We start from the raw sequence: 15656 nt of genomic DNA on the forward strand, positions 1-15656 counted from the left end.
TGATGAAATTGAATAAGATCATTTTGAGTACAGCAGTATTGTCTGTTGTGGGTTGTTCGAGTGGCATGAATAAATTCAGTAATCAAGACCTAGAGCAGTACCAGCAACAACCAGAAAAATACGCTGAAAGCGTCGTAAGTACGATGAATAACAGAGAGTTAATCGGTCAAACATTGATGATGGATTTTCGCTCGTGGGGCAAAGACCCATACACCGATGAAGAGATCCCTGTAACTCGAATTAACCATGACATAAGCTCGATGATCACCGACTACCATATCGGCGGTGTAATTCTATTTCGCCAAAATCTAGTGAATTCGAATCAAATCGTCGAGTTCACTGATGCCTTGCAAGAGGCGAGCAGTAACCTACCTCTTCTCATCGCGACTGACCAAGAAGGCGGTTACGTCACTCGATTGCAGAATGGCACAGAGATGCCAGGAAACATGGCGCTAGCTGCCTCTGGTGACGCGAACAATGCTTACGTTGCTGGCAAGATTCACGGCTCAGAGCTGTCCGCTTTAGGCATTAACTACAACTTCGGCCCTGTGGTTGATGTCAATGTGAACCAGAACAACCCGATCATTGGTGTGCGCTCGTACAGCAGCAATGTTGATGTGATCAATGAAATGTCTACCGCCTACATGGATGGTATTCATGAAGCTGGCGTGATCAGTGCACTGAAGCACTTTCCTGGGCATGGCAACGTGAGCGTCGATTCACACTACGATTTACCAGAAGTCAGCTACTCACGAGAAGAGTGGGAAGCGATCGACCTCGCTCCATTTAAGTACGCGATTGAGCACGGTACCGATTCCATAATGTCAGCGCACGTGACGCTACCAAGCGTGGATGACACTATGATCCAAGCGACCTTAAGTGACAAAGAAATGCTAATCCCTGCAACGTTCTCCAAACCTATTTTGACTGGGGTTTTACGTGACAAAATTGGCTTTGATGGGCTAATTGTGACCGATGCGCTCGATATGGGGGCCATCGCTGACAACTTTGATCGCAACTACGCAGTTCACGCTTCACTTTACGCCGGTGCTGATATTGCTTTGATGCCGCTTCAAATTACCAACCGAGATGAAATCAAACAGTTGGAAAGCCTATTTGTCTACCTAGAAGACAAAATGGAAACCAATCCAGAGTTCCTTGAGCGTATGAAAGAAGCCGCAACTCGCGTTATAAAGAAAAAGCTTCAAATGGGTCTGGTTTACCAAACCACAGACAAACAGTTTGCCATCGACTCAGTAGGCTCTGAAGCGAACAAACTTGAAGAGAAAAAGGTCGCTGATGCATCAATCACGCTTATTGAAAACCAAAATAATGTATTGCCTGTCGATCCAAGTGAAGCCAGCAATATCCTAGTTATTTCTGATGAAGATAGCCGCAATGCACTTGTAACCAAGTACCTGAACGTTGTGAAACAAGAGACAGGTAATCACCCAATGTTCATTAGCGAGCAGAAAGCGGCATTAATGGAAGATAACTTAAATGAAAATGAGCTTCGTAGCACCATTGTAAAATCCGATCTGATTATCATGTCGACATACAACCTAATGGGCCACGCGGCAAATGCTCAGAAAATCGTAGATATCGCGAACGCTGAAGGCAAAAAACTGGTGATGATTTCAACGCGTAATCCTTACGACATTGCCCATGTAGACGGTGTACAAGCGAACATCGCTATTTACGGTATCACAGGGTTCGACGTGACCAACAATGACCGCAATTCACTTGAAGCAAACATTAGCTCTGGTATTCGCACCTTGTTTTTAAACCCTCAAACGGGACTGCCTCTGAACGCACCAACAGGAACTCTTCCAGTAGATGTAAAAAATGACAACGGTGACGTTATTTACCCATTCGGCCATTCAGTGAACTACCAATAATTCGTCCTAGGAATAATAAAAATGATAAATAAAAAGTCTGGAGCTACCCTACTAGCACTGCTTCTACCTAGTCTCGCGCTTGCGACTGAAGACAACGCCGTAAAAGTTGAAACGGAAGAGCTAACCCAAAACTTTACCTCTGAGTGGAACGTTGCGTCGAACATTTACATGGAAATGGAAAAGTTTGAAGGGCACAGAGACCCTGATGGCAATGCAGTGATAGACAAACTCACCCCAGTCGCACAGCTATTCATTAATAGCCCTAACTCCAAATGGAGCTATTTTCTTGAACATAAAGTGGCGCGCCGTTCGATCACTGAGGATCTAAATAACACAGATAACTCGTTTCAACGAAACCGTACTCAGATTGGTGCGACTCGTAACTTAGTTCGCAACGATGATGTGGTCTTTAATCTGAACGCTACATACCGAAAAGAATCTAACGACTCTGCACCGGGAACAGATGCTCGTGGCAGCAACAACCTGTACTGGATAATGCCTAGTGGTGAGTTTAAGATCACCGATAAACTCTCATTCTCTTACTGGGATGCGTTTTACTACTATGATCGCTTCGTAGGAGAGAACGATTACGAGTGGGAAGCGGAGCATGGTTTTGCGTATAAACACAGTGATAGTTTCACAGCAAAAGTCTACCTATACACCGATTGGACTTGGGATAACGACCAAAACAAGAACTGGGAACAAAACCAGATTCGTGGGTACTTCCCAACTAAAATTAATGACAAATGGAGCGTGATGCCTTATTTCCGCTACTTCATCAACGAGAAAATCTATGATGCGTCAAACAACTACAACGTCGTCAATGAGACAGACGACGGGCTGCGTTTAGGTTTGAATATCGACTATAAACTGAGCCCTAAATCAACGTTGTGGGTAGGTATGGCTTACGAAGAAACCAAGTGGGATGAGTCTAAGTCTGCGGGCCTAACCAGTGGTTCAGACAACAGCCAGAAATTCTATCTAGCTCAAGCGGGTTGGAAGTATAAGTGGTAACAGCTTGATTATATTTTCGATGTAACAACATACCAACCGGAGGCGCGTTCTCCGGTTGGTATACTAATGATCATGACTTCTCCCGTTTCATTGATACTAATCTGCACCAATAAAACTGCACACTCAATCAAGCGACTTTCCAATACGTGAAGATATTCGTATATTGCTAAATGAGCAATCAGGCTAGAACAGAATAGTCCAAAAACGGTTTTGGTAGCGTAAGGGAAAAGTATTTGCGTTTACATCAGTGAATCTACATGGAATCATTCGCATCCGCTTGATTCTCTGGCATCGCCTCAATAAAAGCAGGTAACTGATTGCACGCTTCGACAATTGAGTTAATCAGCGGATAAGGTGACATATCAACGCCAAAACGCAGCGCGTTATACACCTGTGGCACCAAGCAAATATCGACAATGCATGGTGAATCGGTGAGGCTATACACCGAATCACCGTGTGCTTTTCTGTGCTTTGCCAGTTTCTCTTCTAGAGCACGGAAACCTTGGTTCATCCAATGATGAAGCCAGTCCATTCTCGCCTCTTGCTCGCAAGACAATTCTCGCTCCAAATACTGCAACACGCGCAGGTTGTTCAGAGGGTGAATTTCTATCGCAATATCCTGAGCCATAGCCAACGCTTGATAACGCAGCGGTGTTTGCTCTGGAATGAGCGAGGAGTCAGGGCTGCTCTCACACAAATAGTGTTCATCGAGATATTGAAGAATAGCCAGTGACTGATTGAGTTGAACTTCACCATCCACCAGCACGGGCACTAATTCACTGGCGTTGAGCTCACGATATTGTGGGTCATGCTGCTCGCCGCCATTACGCACCAAATGCACCGATTTAGACTCATAGTCGAGTTGCTTTAGGTTCAATCCAATACGCACCCGATAGGCGGCCGAAGAGCGCCAATAACCGTAAAGTGTCATGTTCTGATTCATACAATGATCTCGCTCGAGCTGAATCTTTATAATATGGGTTATAACGCTCGATATTGGCTAACTTTTTGGTCAATCGCACCAAAAATGGAATCACCCGCCGTATCAAACATCTCTAGGCGAATCGAGTCGCCAAACGACATGAATTGAGTCGAAGGTTTGCCATCGCGAATCGTCTCAATCATGCGCACCTCGGCAATGCATGAATAGCCCACGCCGCCCTCGGCAATTGAGGTGCCGTGGTCAGTGCCTTGCTTATTCGATACCGTGCCTGAACCTATGATCGCGCCTGCCGATAATGGTCGAGTTTTAGCTGCATGCACAACCAACTCTGCAAAATTGAAGGTCATATCTACACCGGCATTCGGACAACCAAAAGGCTGGTCGTTGTAGGTCGATGTCAACGGTAAATGTACCTTACTGCCTTTCCATTGCTCGCCAAGCTCATCAGGTGTTACCGCAACCGGAGAGAACGCAGAAGACGGTTTAGACTGGAAGAAGCCAAAACCCTTAGCAAGCTCCGCCGGAATCAAACCGCGCAGCGACACATCGTTCACCAACATCAGCAGACGAATCGAATCATGCGCCTGCTTAGCACTAGCGCCCATCGGTACATCACCGGTCACAATCGCAACCTCACCTTCGAAATCGATGCCCCACTCGTCGCTGGCAAATTCGATATTGTCACAAGGGCCGATAAACGCATCTGAGCCGCCTTGATACATTAATGGATCAACCCAGAAGCTTTCTGGCATTTCAGCACCACGCGCCTTACGCACCAGTTCAACATGGTTTACATAAGCACTGCCATCCGCCCATTGATATGCGCGTGGCAGAGGTGATTCACAATACTGAGATGCAAACACTTCACTGCCAGTCACATGCCCGTTGTTTAACGAGGTGTATAACTCTTCTAACTGAGAAGCCACGCTGTCCCAGTTATCCAATGCTACCTGCATGGTTGGCGCTAGATGCATCGCATGGAAAATTTCGGTGGCAGCTACACATTGTTTAAGATCTTTACTTACGACCATCAATAGACCGTCGCGAGTGCCATTTTTCTTGGTTGCTAATTTCATCCTTGCCCCTTACTTCTTATCGTCAGCCATGGTTTGAGAACCTGTCTCTTGCAAACCCGTGTCTTGCCAACTGTAGACATATTCTTTGTTCTCAACGTTATCGAGTTCGTCAGAGAACTGCAGCGCGTGGCGAGTATCGATCATCACCGCGACTTCATCGGTGAACTTTTTCTTATGCGCTTGCCCAGCCTTAAAGGCTTTAGGATGAGGCCCATGAGTGAAGCCCGCCGGGTGGAAAGTCACCATACCCGCTTCAATATTATCGCGGCTAAAGAAGTCACCTGCGTGATAGAACAGCACTTCGTCGTAGTCATCATTGTTGTGGTAGAACGGCACTTTCAATGCACCTGGATCGCTCTCAATCGGGCGTGGTACAAAGGTGCACACCACAAAGCCTGCGCCAACAAAAGTGGTGTGTGCTGACGGTGGCAAGTGGTAACGATGTGACATCAGCGGTCTGATATCGCGCCAATTCACTTTCACCACCGCTAAGTCGCCATGCCAACCAATTGCATCCAATGGATTGAACGGATAGGTGATCACACTGACTTTGTCGTGGCGTTTCACCTGAACCTGAGTTTGATTTTCTGAATACTGAGCGCGGAATTGCTCATTGATAGAAGGTATGTCGAGCACCGCCGGATCAAACACCGCGTGATTACCGACCATGCCTTTCTCTGGCAGGGAGTAAGCCGCGTCTGTGTTCTCAATCATCAAGATGAACATCGGCTCACTTGGCTCTAAACGCCAGTTGGTTGAGCGCGGGATCATCACGTAATCCCCTTCACTCACGGCTAGATGACCATAGTCACAATAGAGATCGGCGCTACCTTGGTGAATGAACAGCAGCTCATCACCATCAGAATTACGCACCAAGAAATCCATCTTCTCGTCCATGCGCCACACTCGGATTTTGCAGTCAGCGTTGTGCAAAAGATGAGGCACCGCCCAAGGGGTTATCTGGCTGGCTTTTTCCACCAGCGTAAAATCAAAAGCGCGAGGGCGTAAATCACCTTCCCACTCCGACCAACCTGTTGGGGCATGTTGGTGATGAAAGTGAGCGGCAGGGCCAAAGAATCCACTTCGGCCCGCTTCTCGCTCATAAATTGCCTCTTCGGGGAAGTCGGCATGCGCTTGTTTAGAGCACACCCCCTCCCGATGAGGAAACGAGATCCATTTATGCATCGTCTAATACTCCTCGACGAATCTGGTCCTCTTCAATCGATTCAAACAGCGCCTTGAAGTTGCCTTCGCCAAAGCCTTCGTTGCCTTTACGCTGAATGATTTCAAAGAACACAGGCCCGATTACTGTCTGCGTGAAAATTTGCAGCAAGATGCCGTCTTTGGTCGGCGCACCATCAATCAGAACGCGTAGGTCACGCAACAGATCGGTATCTTCCCGGTGGCCTTTTACACGATCGTCAACTTTCTCATAGTAGGTATCTGGGGTTGGCATAAAGTCCATGCCGCGATCACGCAGGGTTTTCACCGTTTTGTAGATGTCATCCGTAGCAAGCGCGATGTGTTGGATACCTTCGCCGTTGTATTCACGAATGAACTCTTCAATTTGTGATTTGTCATCTGAAGACTCATTGATTGGAATACGGATCTTGCCACATGGTGAGGTCATGGCACGGCTCACAAGGCCTGTCAGCTTACCTTCAATGTCGAAGTAGCGAATCTCACGAAAGTTACCGATACGCTCATAAAAACCAGACCACAGATCCATATTGCCTTGTTTCACGTTGTGCGTGAGGTGATCGATCTCATAAAGGCCTACGTCGGCTTTCGCCATGCGCTCTTGCGCGTCATCATAGAATCGGAAATCAACGTCGTAGATGCTCTGCTTGCCGTAGCGATCCACAAAATAGAGCAGGCTTTCACCGATGCCGTAAATGGCAGGAATGCTAAGCTCCATCGGCCCTATTTCTGTCTTGTACTCTTCACCGCCACCCTTAAACGCTTGCTCCATTGCAGCTGTTGCTTCGTTGACACGAAACGCCATGCCACACACCGATGGGCCGTGAACTTTAGCGAACGCTTCCGCTTGGCTGTGAGGCTGTTCATTGACGATAAAATTGATATCACCTTGTCGATACAGCCAAGCTTCTTTTGAGCGGTGCTTGGCTATCTCAGCAAAACCAAGTGACACAAACAGCGCTTTAAGTTGCTCTATTCCCTTGTGGTCAACGGCCGTGTATTCAACAAACTCGAATCCATCCGTGCCAAGCGGGTTGTATGTATCCACCATGAACTTTCTCCTTGTACCTATTGGTTTTGTGTTACGTTTTTTATGAAATGGTTGTGTGTTTTTTGTCCTTAACTAAATTTGGCTCACAAGCTGACAGATTGGAATGGATGGAGAGAAATGGGCAATCACGCTAAAAACCCATCAAATTGTAAAATATTTGTTACACGCAATCTCTAGTAACAAGAAAGTGAGCGCTATCAAGGGATTGAAAGATGGTGGTTTGATTTACAATCAAGCAAGAGATGTTATTAAGTTGTTACATGTGAGATTTTAAATGGAAAGTACAGATTAGAGAATTCCACCAAATCTCATTCACTGGCAAACAAAAAGCCGCTGTAGTCAGCGGCTTGATAAGTTCTAAAACGAAGCTAATTCGAATATAGGATTCACGTTAATCCCAGTTTAAAATCGACCAATTCGGTTGATCGGCCAGTGCTTTCAAACGCGGGCATGGATTCACTAGGTACGCAAAATCAGCGTGTTCACACAAAGGTAAGTCGTTGATTGAATCCGTATAAAAGTGTATATCTGAATAGTTGGTTTCTTGATTGTCTAACCATTCTTTTAAACGCGTCACTTTGCCTTCACGGTAGCTTGGCACACCAGAGATCTGAGACGTGAAACGACCTTGGTTTTCAATCAAATCAATACCAAGTGCATTCTCGATACCAATCTTACGACCCACCACTTCCACTAAGAAAGTCACGCTGGCAGAGATGATCAGCATATCAATATCATCATTCTCAAGCTGCTCAATCAAAGGTTTCGACTGCTTGAACTGTTTAGGCAAAATATGCTGTTCAACACACTCTTCCACCAACGCAGTCACTTGCTCTGTTGGCATATCGGCCAATGGCTGCATGGAAAACGTGAGGTAATCTTCCATATTCAATTTACCTTCCGAATACAGGCCCATTAAGCGCTTATCTTCTTCAATAAAGTTGGGCGCAGTGGCAATGCCCTTTTCAACCAAGAACTCATTCCAAAGCATTGCTGCATCAGCATTGATCAGCGTTTCGTCCATATCAAATACATACAAAGGTTTGAACATCTTAGGCTCTCACAGGTTGAATTTCGTTTAGGTTAAACAGGAGTTCAAGTTGGCTGCCATTTGCCAATAGTCGTTCAGAAGAACGGTTAAGCAAGTCGACGGTTAATTCACACTCATCAACGTCCACTTGGTAGCGAATCACGTTACCCAAGAGCTGGTGGTTGCGAATGGTACCGGTTTTTGGCACAGAGATATGTTCGCCATATTGTCGACCTTGCTCTTTCACGTAGATAGATTCCGGTCGAATCGCCACTTTCCATTCCGTTTCAATGTTGAAAAGTTGCTTGGCTTGGTTTGCTTGCACCAAATTATAGTGCCCCATGAACCCAGCAACGAACTCATTGGCAGGTTGAGTGTATATCTCTTCGGGTGTACCCGCTTGTACGATCTCACCTTTATTCATCAAGAAGATACGGTCAGACATGATCATCGCTTCTTCCTGATCATGAGTCACGAAGATCGTGGTCAGATTCATCTCTTTTTGAATATCTCGGATCTGTTGGCGCAAGTGCTTTCGGATCTTCGCATCCAACGCCGAAAGCGGCTCATCCAACAACAAAATACGCGGTTTCACCACCAAGGCTCTTGCCAAAGCCACACGCTGACGCTGACCGCCTGATAGCTGATGCGGGTAGAATTTCTCTTTGCCCGTTAAATCCACCAGCCCAATCACTTTCGCGACTTCGTGCTTAATCTCGTCAGCAGCAAGCTTTTTCATCTTGAGGCCAAACGCAATGTTGCCTTCAACCGTCATGTTCGGGAACAGGGCATAAGATTGAAACACCATGCCGATGCCACGTTGTTGCGGTACTTGGTGAGTAATCTCTTCACCATTAACCCAGATTTCGCCACCATCGACAGGGTTTAGGCCAGCCAAGCTGCGCAGCAGAGTCGATTTACCACAGCCACTTGGGCCAAGCAGAGTAATGAATTCGCCCTTCTCGATTGAAAATTCAATATCTTCAAACACCGTGTTGTCACCAAAGCGCTTGGTGAAGTTTTTCGCATTTACATAGCTCATTATTTTGTTCCCTGGCTGAAACGACTTGCCAACCAAGTCAGTAAGAAAATAAACAGGAAGTACGTCATCACTAGGGCTGACGTGAAGTGGCCGCTGGTTTGACGCATGTTGTATAGGTAGATTTGCAGTGTCTCGTAACGTGTACCCACCAAGATGTTGGCGAACACGAACTCACCTAATAGGAACGAGAACGACAAGAACAGGGACGCCATTAAGCCTTTCTTAAGGTTTGGCAGAATAATCAACAAGAACGCCTTGGTGGTACTTGCACCGAGCAAGTGTGCTGCATCCATCAAGTCATGCAAGTTAATCGCTTCAAAGCTGTTGGCAATCGCGCGGTACATGAATGGCAGCGCGATGGTGAAGTAAGTACCAATCAAGATCCACGGTGTGCCTATCAGTGAGATTTCGCTGTCTGCATACAGCTGAAGCAAGCCGACTGACGACACTACTGGCGGCACCGCGAACGGCAATAAGATCAGGATGTTCATCACCTTGTCGAGCTTCGGGAAATAGTAAAACACCACGAAAATCGCAGGCAAGACCAATACCACACTCAATGACAGTGCCGCCACGCAGATAAACAGTGAACGACCAAAGGCTTGCAAGAAGCGAGGATCCGTCAGCAGGTTGATGTACCAATCTAACGTGAAGCCATCCGGCAGGATAGTGGCGCCCCAACGCGAGGAGATCGAGTAGATAAAGGTCGCTAAGATCGGAATCATCATGGTGCCGACAATCGAATAGACAACCGTTTTATGAAAGCGAGTATTTACGGTGTTCATTACTTTCTCTTCCCTGCGTAGCTTTTGCTGATCAGCCATTGGTTAATCACGGTGATGAAGGCCAGCATCGCCATCAGAATCACGGAAATTGCGGCAGCTAGGTTGGGTTCTAGGAACAGGTCGCCCGATACCAAGCTCGCAATTCGAATCGTAATCACGTTGTAGTTGCCCGAGGTCAACGCATACACGCTCGCATACGCACCAATCGCATTGGCAATCAAGATGATGAAGGTGCCGAACAAAGCCGGAGATAGCACAGGCAGCGCGATTTTGGTCCAGTACTGCCAAGTTTTCGCGCCAAGCAGTGCCGAAGCGGCTTGCCAGTCGTCACTCAGAGCATCAAACGCTGGATAGAGCAACAACACCGCCAATGGGATCTGGAAGTAGATGTAAATCGCCAGCAAACCCCACTTGCCGTACAAGTCAAAATCGCCCAGTAATCCATACTGCTTGAGCAATAAGGTGATCGCACCGTTGGTGCCCAAGATGATGATGAATGCGAACGACAGAGGCACGCCTGAGAAGTTGCTGCTCATATTGGTGAAGGCAATCACCGCATCGCGGATTTTAGAATCAACGCGGCGCAATGATGAGACGAGCAGAGTCGCGATCGCTAAACCAACAATGCTCGACCAAATCGACAGCCATAAACTGTTACCGAAGGCCTGCATCATGAAGGCAGAATCGAATATTTCAGAATAGTTTTCGAGAGAGAGCTCATCGTCGTAGAAGAAGCTGTTGATCAGCACCCAAACCATAGGTGCCAGTTGGAACAGATAGAAAAACAGCGCGAAAGGCGCAAGCCACAAAGCGGGCTTGAAGCGTTGAAACAAAGATTTGGTTTTGGGTTGAAGCGCAGAGCCATCGCTCTGCGTAATTACAGAACTGCTCATAAGGCCAACAATTCCTGAGTGTAAGATTTATCGTGTTCAAGGTTGAGTAACTGACAGACGCTGCCGCAGATATCGGTCTGTTTCACTGAACAGGCTTGGTGTGTGAACTTATCGCCAATCACAAAGAATGGCACTTCACGCTCTTCAGGCAGAATGCCACCGTGAGACAAGTCATTGTTCATGCCGTGGTCACTGGTGATGATCACTTGATAACCATCGTCTACCCATTTCTCAAGATAGTTTGATAGGTAAATATCCGCGCCACGAGCACTATTACGGTACTGGCGAGAATCCAGCCCATGCTTGTGTCCCATGTCGTCAATGTTCATTGGGTGAATCAGTAAAAAATCAGGCTGATGAGTCACGCGCAAGTGCTCTGCATCCAAGAACAAGGCTTCATCTGGGTAGTGGTCCCAATGGTAGAAACAGCCGTGTTGAATGTTCATGCTTTCATCGTTGGTAAAACGGTCACGCACAGCGTCAAACGGCGCTCGGTTATACAGCTCACTCACCCAATGATATGCCGCAGCAGCCGTCACTTTGCCCTGCGATTTAGCCAAGCTAAAGATCGACTCGTGATTCGATAAACGCACGATTTGGTTGTTAACGATGCCACTTTCGACAGGGCGAACCCCAGTTAAAATGCACTCATACAGCGGGCGTGACATAGATGGCAGCTCACATTGCACAGGGTAAAGCGTGGCGCGCAGCTTGTTTTTTTGCGTGCTCTGCGAAGTGCTCTGTTTATTGTACGAATCGCTCTGTTCATTGTGCGAATCGCCCTGTTTTATCTGCATATCACTTAGTTCTAGAAGACCGTTCAGGTAGCCCATGCAATCACGGGCTACCTGATAGTTCAGTCCATCTAGAACAACAAGGATAACCTTATTGCTCATGGTCTAATCTCTATTGCTTGTTTCTATAAGCCACCCGTTACAGGTGGTGTGTTAAGCGGGGTTATTGCTGGTGAATCAATACGCTTTCTTGCCATTGACGTGGCAGGCGACGTGCTGATTTTTCCCATGCTGAGAAGTCAGTCACTGGGTGAACATTGCTGTATTCATCGTTTGAGATCAGCTTGTCTTGTACTGATTGAGGTAGCGTAATGTTGCTGCGGATTGGGCGTGCGTAACCTTCTGCTAGGTTGATTTGGCCTTGGTCGCTGAAGATGTATTCACGAGCCAACTTCGCCGCGTTCGGGTTTTGTGCGTATTTGTTAATGATGGTGGTGTAACCAGAAATCACTGAGCCATCTTGTGGAATGCTTACCGTAAAGCGCTCACGGTCGATCTTGTCGCGGTAGTTCAATGCGTTGAAGTCCCACATGATCGCGACTTCCACTTCGCCTTTTTCAAGGTTCGCAATGCTTGGATCTGTGTAAGATAGACGGCCTTGCTTCGCTAGTTCACCAAAGAATTTAATCGCTGGTTTTAGGTTCGACTCATCACCACCGTTAGCAAATGCAGCCGCTAGAATCGCGTTGTTTGCTTGTGCTGCTACGCCTACGTCACCAACAGTGACTTTGTAGTCGCCTTCTAGTAGGTTACTCCAAGATTTTGGGGCATCTTCAACAAGATTATTGTTTGAAATGAACGAGATAGTACCTGTGTAAGCCAGAGCCCAGTGACCATCTTTGTCTTTCGCCCAATCTGGAATGTCATCCCAAGTCGTTGGCTTGTATGGCTGCGTTACGTCTTTCTGCACAGCGACACGTGCAAAGGCGAAACCAACATCACCGATATCTGCAGTTGCGTTTCTTTTCTCTGCTTCAAATTTCGAGATCTCTTGAGCCGAGCTCATGTCTGTATCCTGATGCTTCAAACCGTAGTTTGCTTTCAGATCAGTCCATGTGCCTTTCCAGTTTGCCCAACTGTCTGGCATACCTACACTGTAAACCGCACCCTCTTTTTGAGCGGCTTCAATCAGTGACTCAAGATCAGCATCCTTCGCCATCGCTGGCATTGAAAGTGTTGCCGTTATTAGCGTTGCGCCGATTAATTTTGCAGGTGAACCAATCAGTTTGGCTGGCGATACAGTTGAACGGCTAAGCAAAGTTTTCATTGTCTCTATCCCTCTGGACTAGGTCAGTAAGTTCGTTTTGTATGCTATAGCCGGAATGTGACGGTTTGCCGTAAGTTATTTGACAGTTCGAGTGCATTTACGTGGCAGTTATATTTCACTCATATGACAATAAGCCATTGTTTACTGTCACATTCCTGTTAACTCCATGGTTTACCTTATTAAGCACACGAACTTATGGACTAGATCAGTAATGAGAACATTGGGCACCGGGCAATCAGGGACACAGTTAGGAAGAATTAAGGCGAGTATTCGAGAGCAGCTTCAATCAGGTATCTTCACCGAAGGGCAAAAACTGCCATCAGAAAGAAACCTTAGCGAACTGTTTTCCACCACACGAATCACGCTCAAAGATGCGTTGGTGTCTCTGGAAACCGAAGGTTTGATATACCGAGAAGAGCGCCGTGGCTGGTATGTGTCACCCGAACGTGTTCGCTATAACCCATTGTCACGTTCTCACTTTCATCAAATGATTCGCGAACAACATCGTATTGCAGCAACCAAGTTGCTCAGCACCCGCACAGAAATGGCCGCAGGCGATTACGCCAAAGCATTAGAAATAGAACAGATAACCCCGATACACGTGATTGAGCGATTACGCTTTATTGATGGCAGAGCGGTGCTGTTTGTTGAAAACGTCTTAAAAGCGCCGTTGTTTGAGAAGGTGTTGTCAGAAAACCTCACCATGTCGCTGACAGGCATCTACCGAGAAAAATACGGCTACGAGACCAAACGATCGCGCTTTGATGTGATACCCACCTCTGCCCCTGCGCATGTCGCCAAGGCATTAAATTTGGCTGAGGGTCAACCGGTGCTGAAGATCTGCCGTGTGAACTACAAGCAAGATGGCGAGTTGATGGACTGCGAACTGGAATACTGGCGACCAGACTCAGTAGTGATCCACATTGATAGCATTGGCTAGTACCACATCCTCTTAATGCGGTAGCAACACAAATACAAAAACTCCGACTGATTCAGTCGGAGTTTTTTAACAATCAAACATTAAGGTGCGCGAATCATCTAGCTCATGAATCAAGCTTGAGGAACTTCCTTACCCTTGTTGAATCTGGGTTAGTGAAGAACTTCTCAGGGTTGGATTTCTCAATCAAGATGCCCTTCTCAAGGAATACCACCTGATCCGACACCTGACGCGCGAATTCCATCTCATGAGTCACCACCACCATGGTGTAACCCTCTTGCGATAGCTTCTTCATTACCAGTAACACCTCTTCGACCAATTCAGGGTCGAGCGCGGAGGTTGGCTCATCAAACAGCAATACATCCGGTTCCATCGCGAGAGCTCTGGCAATCGCGACACGTTGCTTTTGCCCACCCGATAACATGCTTGGGTAACTCTCTAGTTTGTGTGACATCCCAACCTTGTCGAGTTGCTTACGAGCCATCTCCTCGGCGTCTGATTTCGCTATCTTCTTAACATGAACCAGCGCTTCCATGACGTTTTGCAACACGGTGAGATGCGGCCATAAGTTGAAGCTTTGGAAAACCATTCCAAGACGCTCTCGAAGTTTCGCCAACTCTTTGTATTTGAGTGGCTTACCCGTTTCAGAGTTGATACCAATACGCTCATCACCCATAAAAATCGTGCCGCGCTCTGGCTGCTCTAACCAGTTCATGCAACGCAGTAGCGTCGATTTCCCCGAACCTGACGAGCCGAGAATACTCACCACATCGCCTTTGTTGATGTTGAGGTTGATGTCTCGCAGTACTTCGATGCCATCAAACTGTTTCGACAGGTTTTCAACCTTGATGATCGTCTCTCGTTCTTCCAATAGTGACTCGCACTCAATCACTTCCAAATTCACGCCCAAAGAAGGGTTAATCGGTGCTTCCGTTTCAATAATCTCTGATTGTTTAAGCATGGCTAAGTCCTCTAAGTTCAACTTTGGTTTGGATTCGTTTGGTGATGCTTTCAAGTGCAATACTCACAACCCAGTAGAGCGCGATAGCAATGATGAACGCATTCAATGGGATGAAGTAGGTCGATTGAATGCTGTTGGCGGCCGCGGTAATTTCTGCGACGGTGATGATGCTAAGAAACGCAGTGTCTTTTAAGCAGATGATGAGTTGGTTCGTGATCAGTGGAACCGACTTAAACAACACATTTGGGGTAATAACTCGGGTAAATGTTTTGAATTTAGAGAAGCCATAAGCGTGCGCCGCTTCGATGTAACCTGGCTCTAATCCTTTACGAACACCTCGGAAAATCTCACAAAAATAGGTACCGTGATAGAGACTTAGCGCGATGATTCCCGCTGTAATCGCATCGAGTCGAATACCAACCTGCGGCAACCCGTAATAGAGCAGGTACGCTAAGATAAGAAACGGCAAGGTGCGCATCATGCCTATCAAACTATTGATGGTGTACTTCACACCAAGTTTTGAGTTTTCGAGGCAATACAACAAACCGATGCCAATGATGAAACTCAAGATTGAAGACGAAACAAAAAGATAAAATGTGGTCACAAACCCTGAAGCAAACAGCTCTTTTTGTTGCCAGATAATATTCCATTCTTCCATATTTACTCCTTAAACTTACCCGCTCAATAACGCATCACAAGCAGGTAAATGGTGTTTCTGACCAAGTAGCCATGACGGCTAAACTGTGGTTGTTGTTGATAGCTGTG

15 protein-coding genes are annotated in these 15656 nt (G+C 46.7%); 3 read left to right on the plus strand and 12 right to left on the minus strand.

Annotated features, from left to right (window positions below; genetic code table 11):
* Positions 1-2: 2 nt before the first annotated feature.
* A complete protein-coding gene (locus ACED46_RS01170; RefSeq protein WP_108192344.1) occupies positions 3-1898 on the plus strand; it encodes a glycoside hydrolase family 3 protein in 1896 nt (631 codons plus the stop codon).
* Positions 1899-1919: 21 nt separating this feature from the next.
* Positions 1920-2912, plus strand: a complete 993-nt coding sequence (locus ACED46_RS01175; RefSeq protein ID WP_017065119.1) for an OmpG family monomeric porin — start codon at positions 1920-1922, stop codon at positions 2910-2912.
* Between the two features lie 253 nt (positions 2913-3165).
* On the opposite strand, the gene maiA is transcribed toward ACED46_RS01175, so the two are convergent.
* The 10 genes from maiA to ACED46_RS01225 form a co-directional block, all read right to left on the minus strand.
* Positions 3166-3855 carry a maleylacetoacetate isomerase gene (gene maiA, locus ACED46_RS01180; RefSeq protein WP_371720761.1) on the minus strand — a complete coding sequence of 230 codons (690 nt, stop codon included), beginning with the start codon at positions 3853-3855 and terminating at the stop codon, positions 3166-3168.
* Between the two features lie 38 nt (positions 3856-3893).
* A complete protein-coding gene (locus ACED46_RS01185; protein ID WP_371720762.1) occupies positions 3894-4931 on the minus strand; it encodes a fumarylacetoacetate hydrolase family protein in 1038 nt (345 codons plus the stop codon).
* Between the two features lie 9 nt (positions 4932-4940).
* A complete protein-coding gene (locus ACED46_RS01190) occupies positions 4941-6116 on the minus strand; it encodes a homogentisate 1,2-dioxygenase (protein WP_102454002.1) in 1176 nt (391 codons plus the stop codon).
* Positions 6109-7182: a 4-hydroxyphenylpyruvate dioxygenase gene (gene hppD / locus ACED46_RS01195; RefSeq protein ID WP_102393374.1), complete on the minus strand. Its 1074-nt coding sequence runs from the start codon at positions 7180-7182 to the stop codon at positions 6109-6111. Before hppD ends, ACED46_RS01190 begins: the two co-directional genes overlap by 8 nt.
* 391 nt (positions 7183-7573) lie before the next feature.
* A complete protein-coding gene (locus ACED46_RS01200) occupies positions 7574-8233 on the minus strand; it encodes an HAD family hydrolase (RefSeq protein ID WP_371720763.1) in 660 nt (219 codons plus the stop codon).
* Position 8234: 1 nt separating this feature from the next.
* Complete coding sequence (locus tag ACED46_RS01205; RefSeq protein ID WP_017071260.1) at positions 8235-9254, minus strand: ABC transporter ATP-binding protein; 1020 nt, start codon at positions 9252-9254, stop codon at positions 8235-8237.
* The gene (locus tag ACED46_RS01210) at positions 9254-10039 is read right to left on the minus strand and encodes an ABC transporter permease (protein ID WP_102332327.1); all 786 of its coding nucleotides are present in this window, start codon (positions 10037-10039) and stop codon (positions 9254-9256) included. The genes ACED46_RS01205 and ACED46_RS01210 overlap by 1 nt, the downstream gene beginning before the upstream one ends.
* Positions 10039-10932, minus strand: coding sequence for an ABC transporter permease subunit (locus tag ACED46_RS01215; RefSeq protein WP_017061233.1), 894 nt, complete (start codon positions 10930-10932; stop codon positions 10039-10041). The genes ACED46_RS01210 and ACED46_RS01215 overlap by 1 nt, the downstream gene beginning before the upstream one ends.
* Positions 10929-11828, minus strand: a complete 900-nt coding sequence (locus ACED46_RS01220; protein ID WP_136974562.1) for an alkaline phosphatase family protein — start codon at positions 11826-11828, stop codon at positions 10929-10931. The genes ACED46_RS01215 and ACED46_RS01220 overlap by 4 nt, the downstream gene beginning before the upstream one ends.
* 61 nt (positions 11829-11889) lie before the next feature.
* On the minus strand, positions 11890-12993 hold the full coding sequence (locus ACED46_RS01225; RefSeq protein ID WP_371720764.1) for an ABC transporter substrate-binding protein: 1104 nt from the start codon (positions 12991-12993) through the stop codon (positions 11890-11892).
* Between the two features lie 211 nt (positions 12994-13204).
* Between ACED46_RS01225 and ACED46_RS01230 the strand changes: the two genes are divergently transcribed.
* Entirely contained in the window at positions 13205-13933 is a 729-nt protein-coding gene (locus ACED46_RS01230) for a UTRA domain-containing protein (protein ID WP_371720765.1), read from the plus strand.
* 103 nt (positions 13934-14036) lie between these two features.
* Here the strand turns inward: ACED46_RS01230 and ACED46_RS01235 are convergent, their stop codons facing one another.
* Complete coding sequence (locus ACED46_RS01235) at positions 14037-14891, minus strand: amino acid ABC transporter ATP-binding protein (protein ID WP_371720766.1); 855 nt, start codon at positions 14889-14891, stop codon at positions 14037-14039.
* Positions 14884-15549 (minus strand): amino acid ABC transporter permease, encoded by a 666-nt coding sequence (locus tag ACED46_RS01240; protein ID WP_371720767.1) that lies wholly within the window; start codon positions 15547-15549, stop codon positions 14884-14886. Before ACED46_RS01240 ends, ACED46_RS01235 begins: the two co-directional genes overlap by 8 nt.
* Positions 15550-15656 lie beyond the last annotated feature (107 nt).

This window comes from Vibrio sp. 1S139, assembly GCF_041439475.1.
Taxonomy (GTDB): Bacteria; Pseudomonadota; Gammaproteobacteria; order Enterobacterales; family Vibrionaceae; genus Vibrio; species Vibrio crassostreae_C.

Excerpts from the sequence above, each read along its gene's own strand:
- ACED46_RS01170 (WP_108192344.1), top strand. The coding sequence starts at position 3 with ATGAAATTGAATAAGATCATTTTGAGTACAGCAGTATTGTCTGTTGTG.
- ACED46_RS01175 (WP_017065119.1), top strand. The coding sequence starts at position 1,920 with ATGATAAATAAAAAGTCTGGAGCTACCCTACTAGCACTGCTTCTACCT.
- maiA (WP_371720761.1), bottom strand. The coding sequence starts at position 3,855 with ATGAATCAGAACATGACACTTTACGGTTATTGGCGCTCTTCGGCCGCC.
- ACED46_RS01185 (WP_371720762.1), bottom strand. The coding sequence starts at position 4,931 with ATGAAATTAGCAACCAAGAAAAATGGCACTCGCGACGGTCTATTGATG.
- ACED46_RS01190 (WP_102454002.1), bottom strand. The coding sequence starts at position 6,116 with ATGCATAAATGGATCTCGTTTCCTCATCGGGAGGGGGTGTGCTCTAAA.
- hppD (WP_102393374.1), bottom strand. The coding sequence starts at position 7,182 with ATGGTGGATACATACAACCCGCTTGGCACGGATGGATTCGAGTTTGTT.
- ACED46_RS01200 (WP_371720763.1), bottom strand. The coding sequence starts at position 8,233 with ATGTTCAAACCTTTGTATGTATTTGATATGGACGAAACGCTGATCAAT.
- ACED46_RS01205 (WP_017071260.1), bottom strand. The coding sequence starts at position 9,254 with ATGAGCTATGTAAATGCGAAAAACTTCACCAAGCGCTTTGGTGACAAC.
- ACED46_RS01210 (WP_102332327.1), bottom strand. The coding sequence starts at position 10,039 with ATGAACACCGTAAATACTCGCTTTCATAAAACGGTTGTCTATTCGATT.
- ACED46_RS01215 (WP_017061233.1), bottom strand. The coding sequence starts at position 10,932 with ATGAGCAGTTCTGTAATTACGCAGAGCGATGGCTCTGCGCTTCAACCC.
- ACED46_RS01220 (WP_136974562.1), bottom strand. The coding sequence starts at position 11,828 with ATGAGCAATAAGGTTATCCTTGTTGTTCTAGATGGACTGAACTATCAG.
- ACED46_RS01225 (WP_371720764.1), bottom strand. The coding sequence starts at position 12,993 with ATGAAAACTTTGCTTAGCCGTTCAACTGTATCGCCAGCCAAACTGATT.
- ACED46_RS01230 (WP_371720765.1), top strand. The coding sequence starts at position 13,205 with ATGAGAACATTGGGCACCGGGCAATCAGGGACACAGTTAGGAAGAATT.
- ACED46_RS01235 (WP_371720766.1), bottom strand. The coding sequence starts at position 14,891 with ATGCTTAAACAATCAGAGATTATTGAAACGGAAGCACCGATTAACCCT.
- ACED46_RS01240 (WP_371720767.1), bottom strand. The coding sequence starts at position 15,549 with ATGGAAGAATGGAATATTATCTGGCAACAAAAAGAGCTGTTTGCTTCA.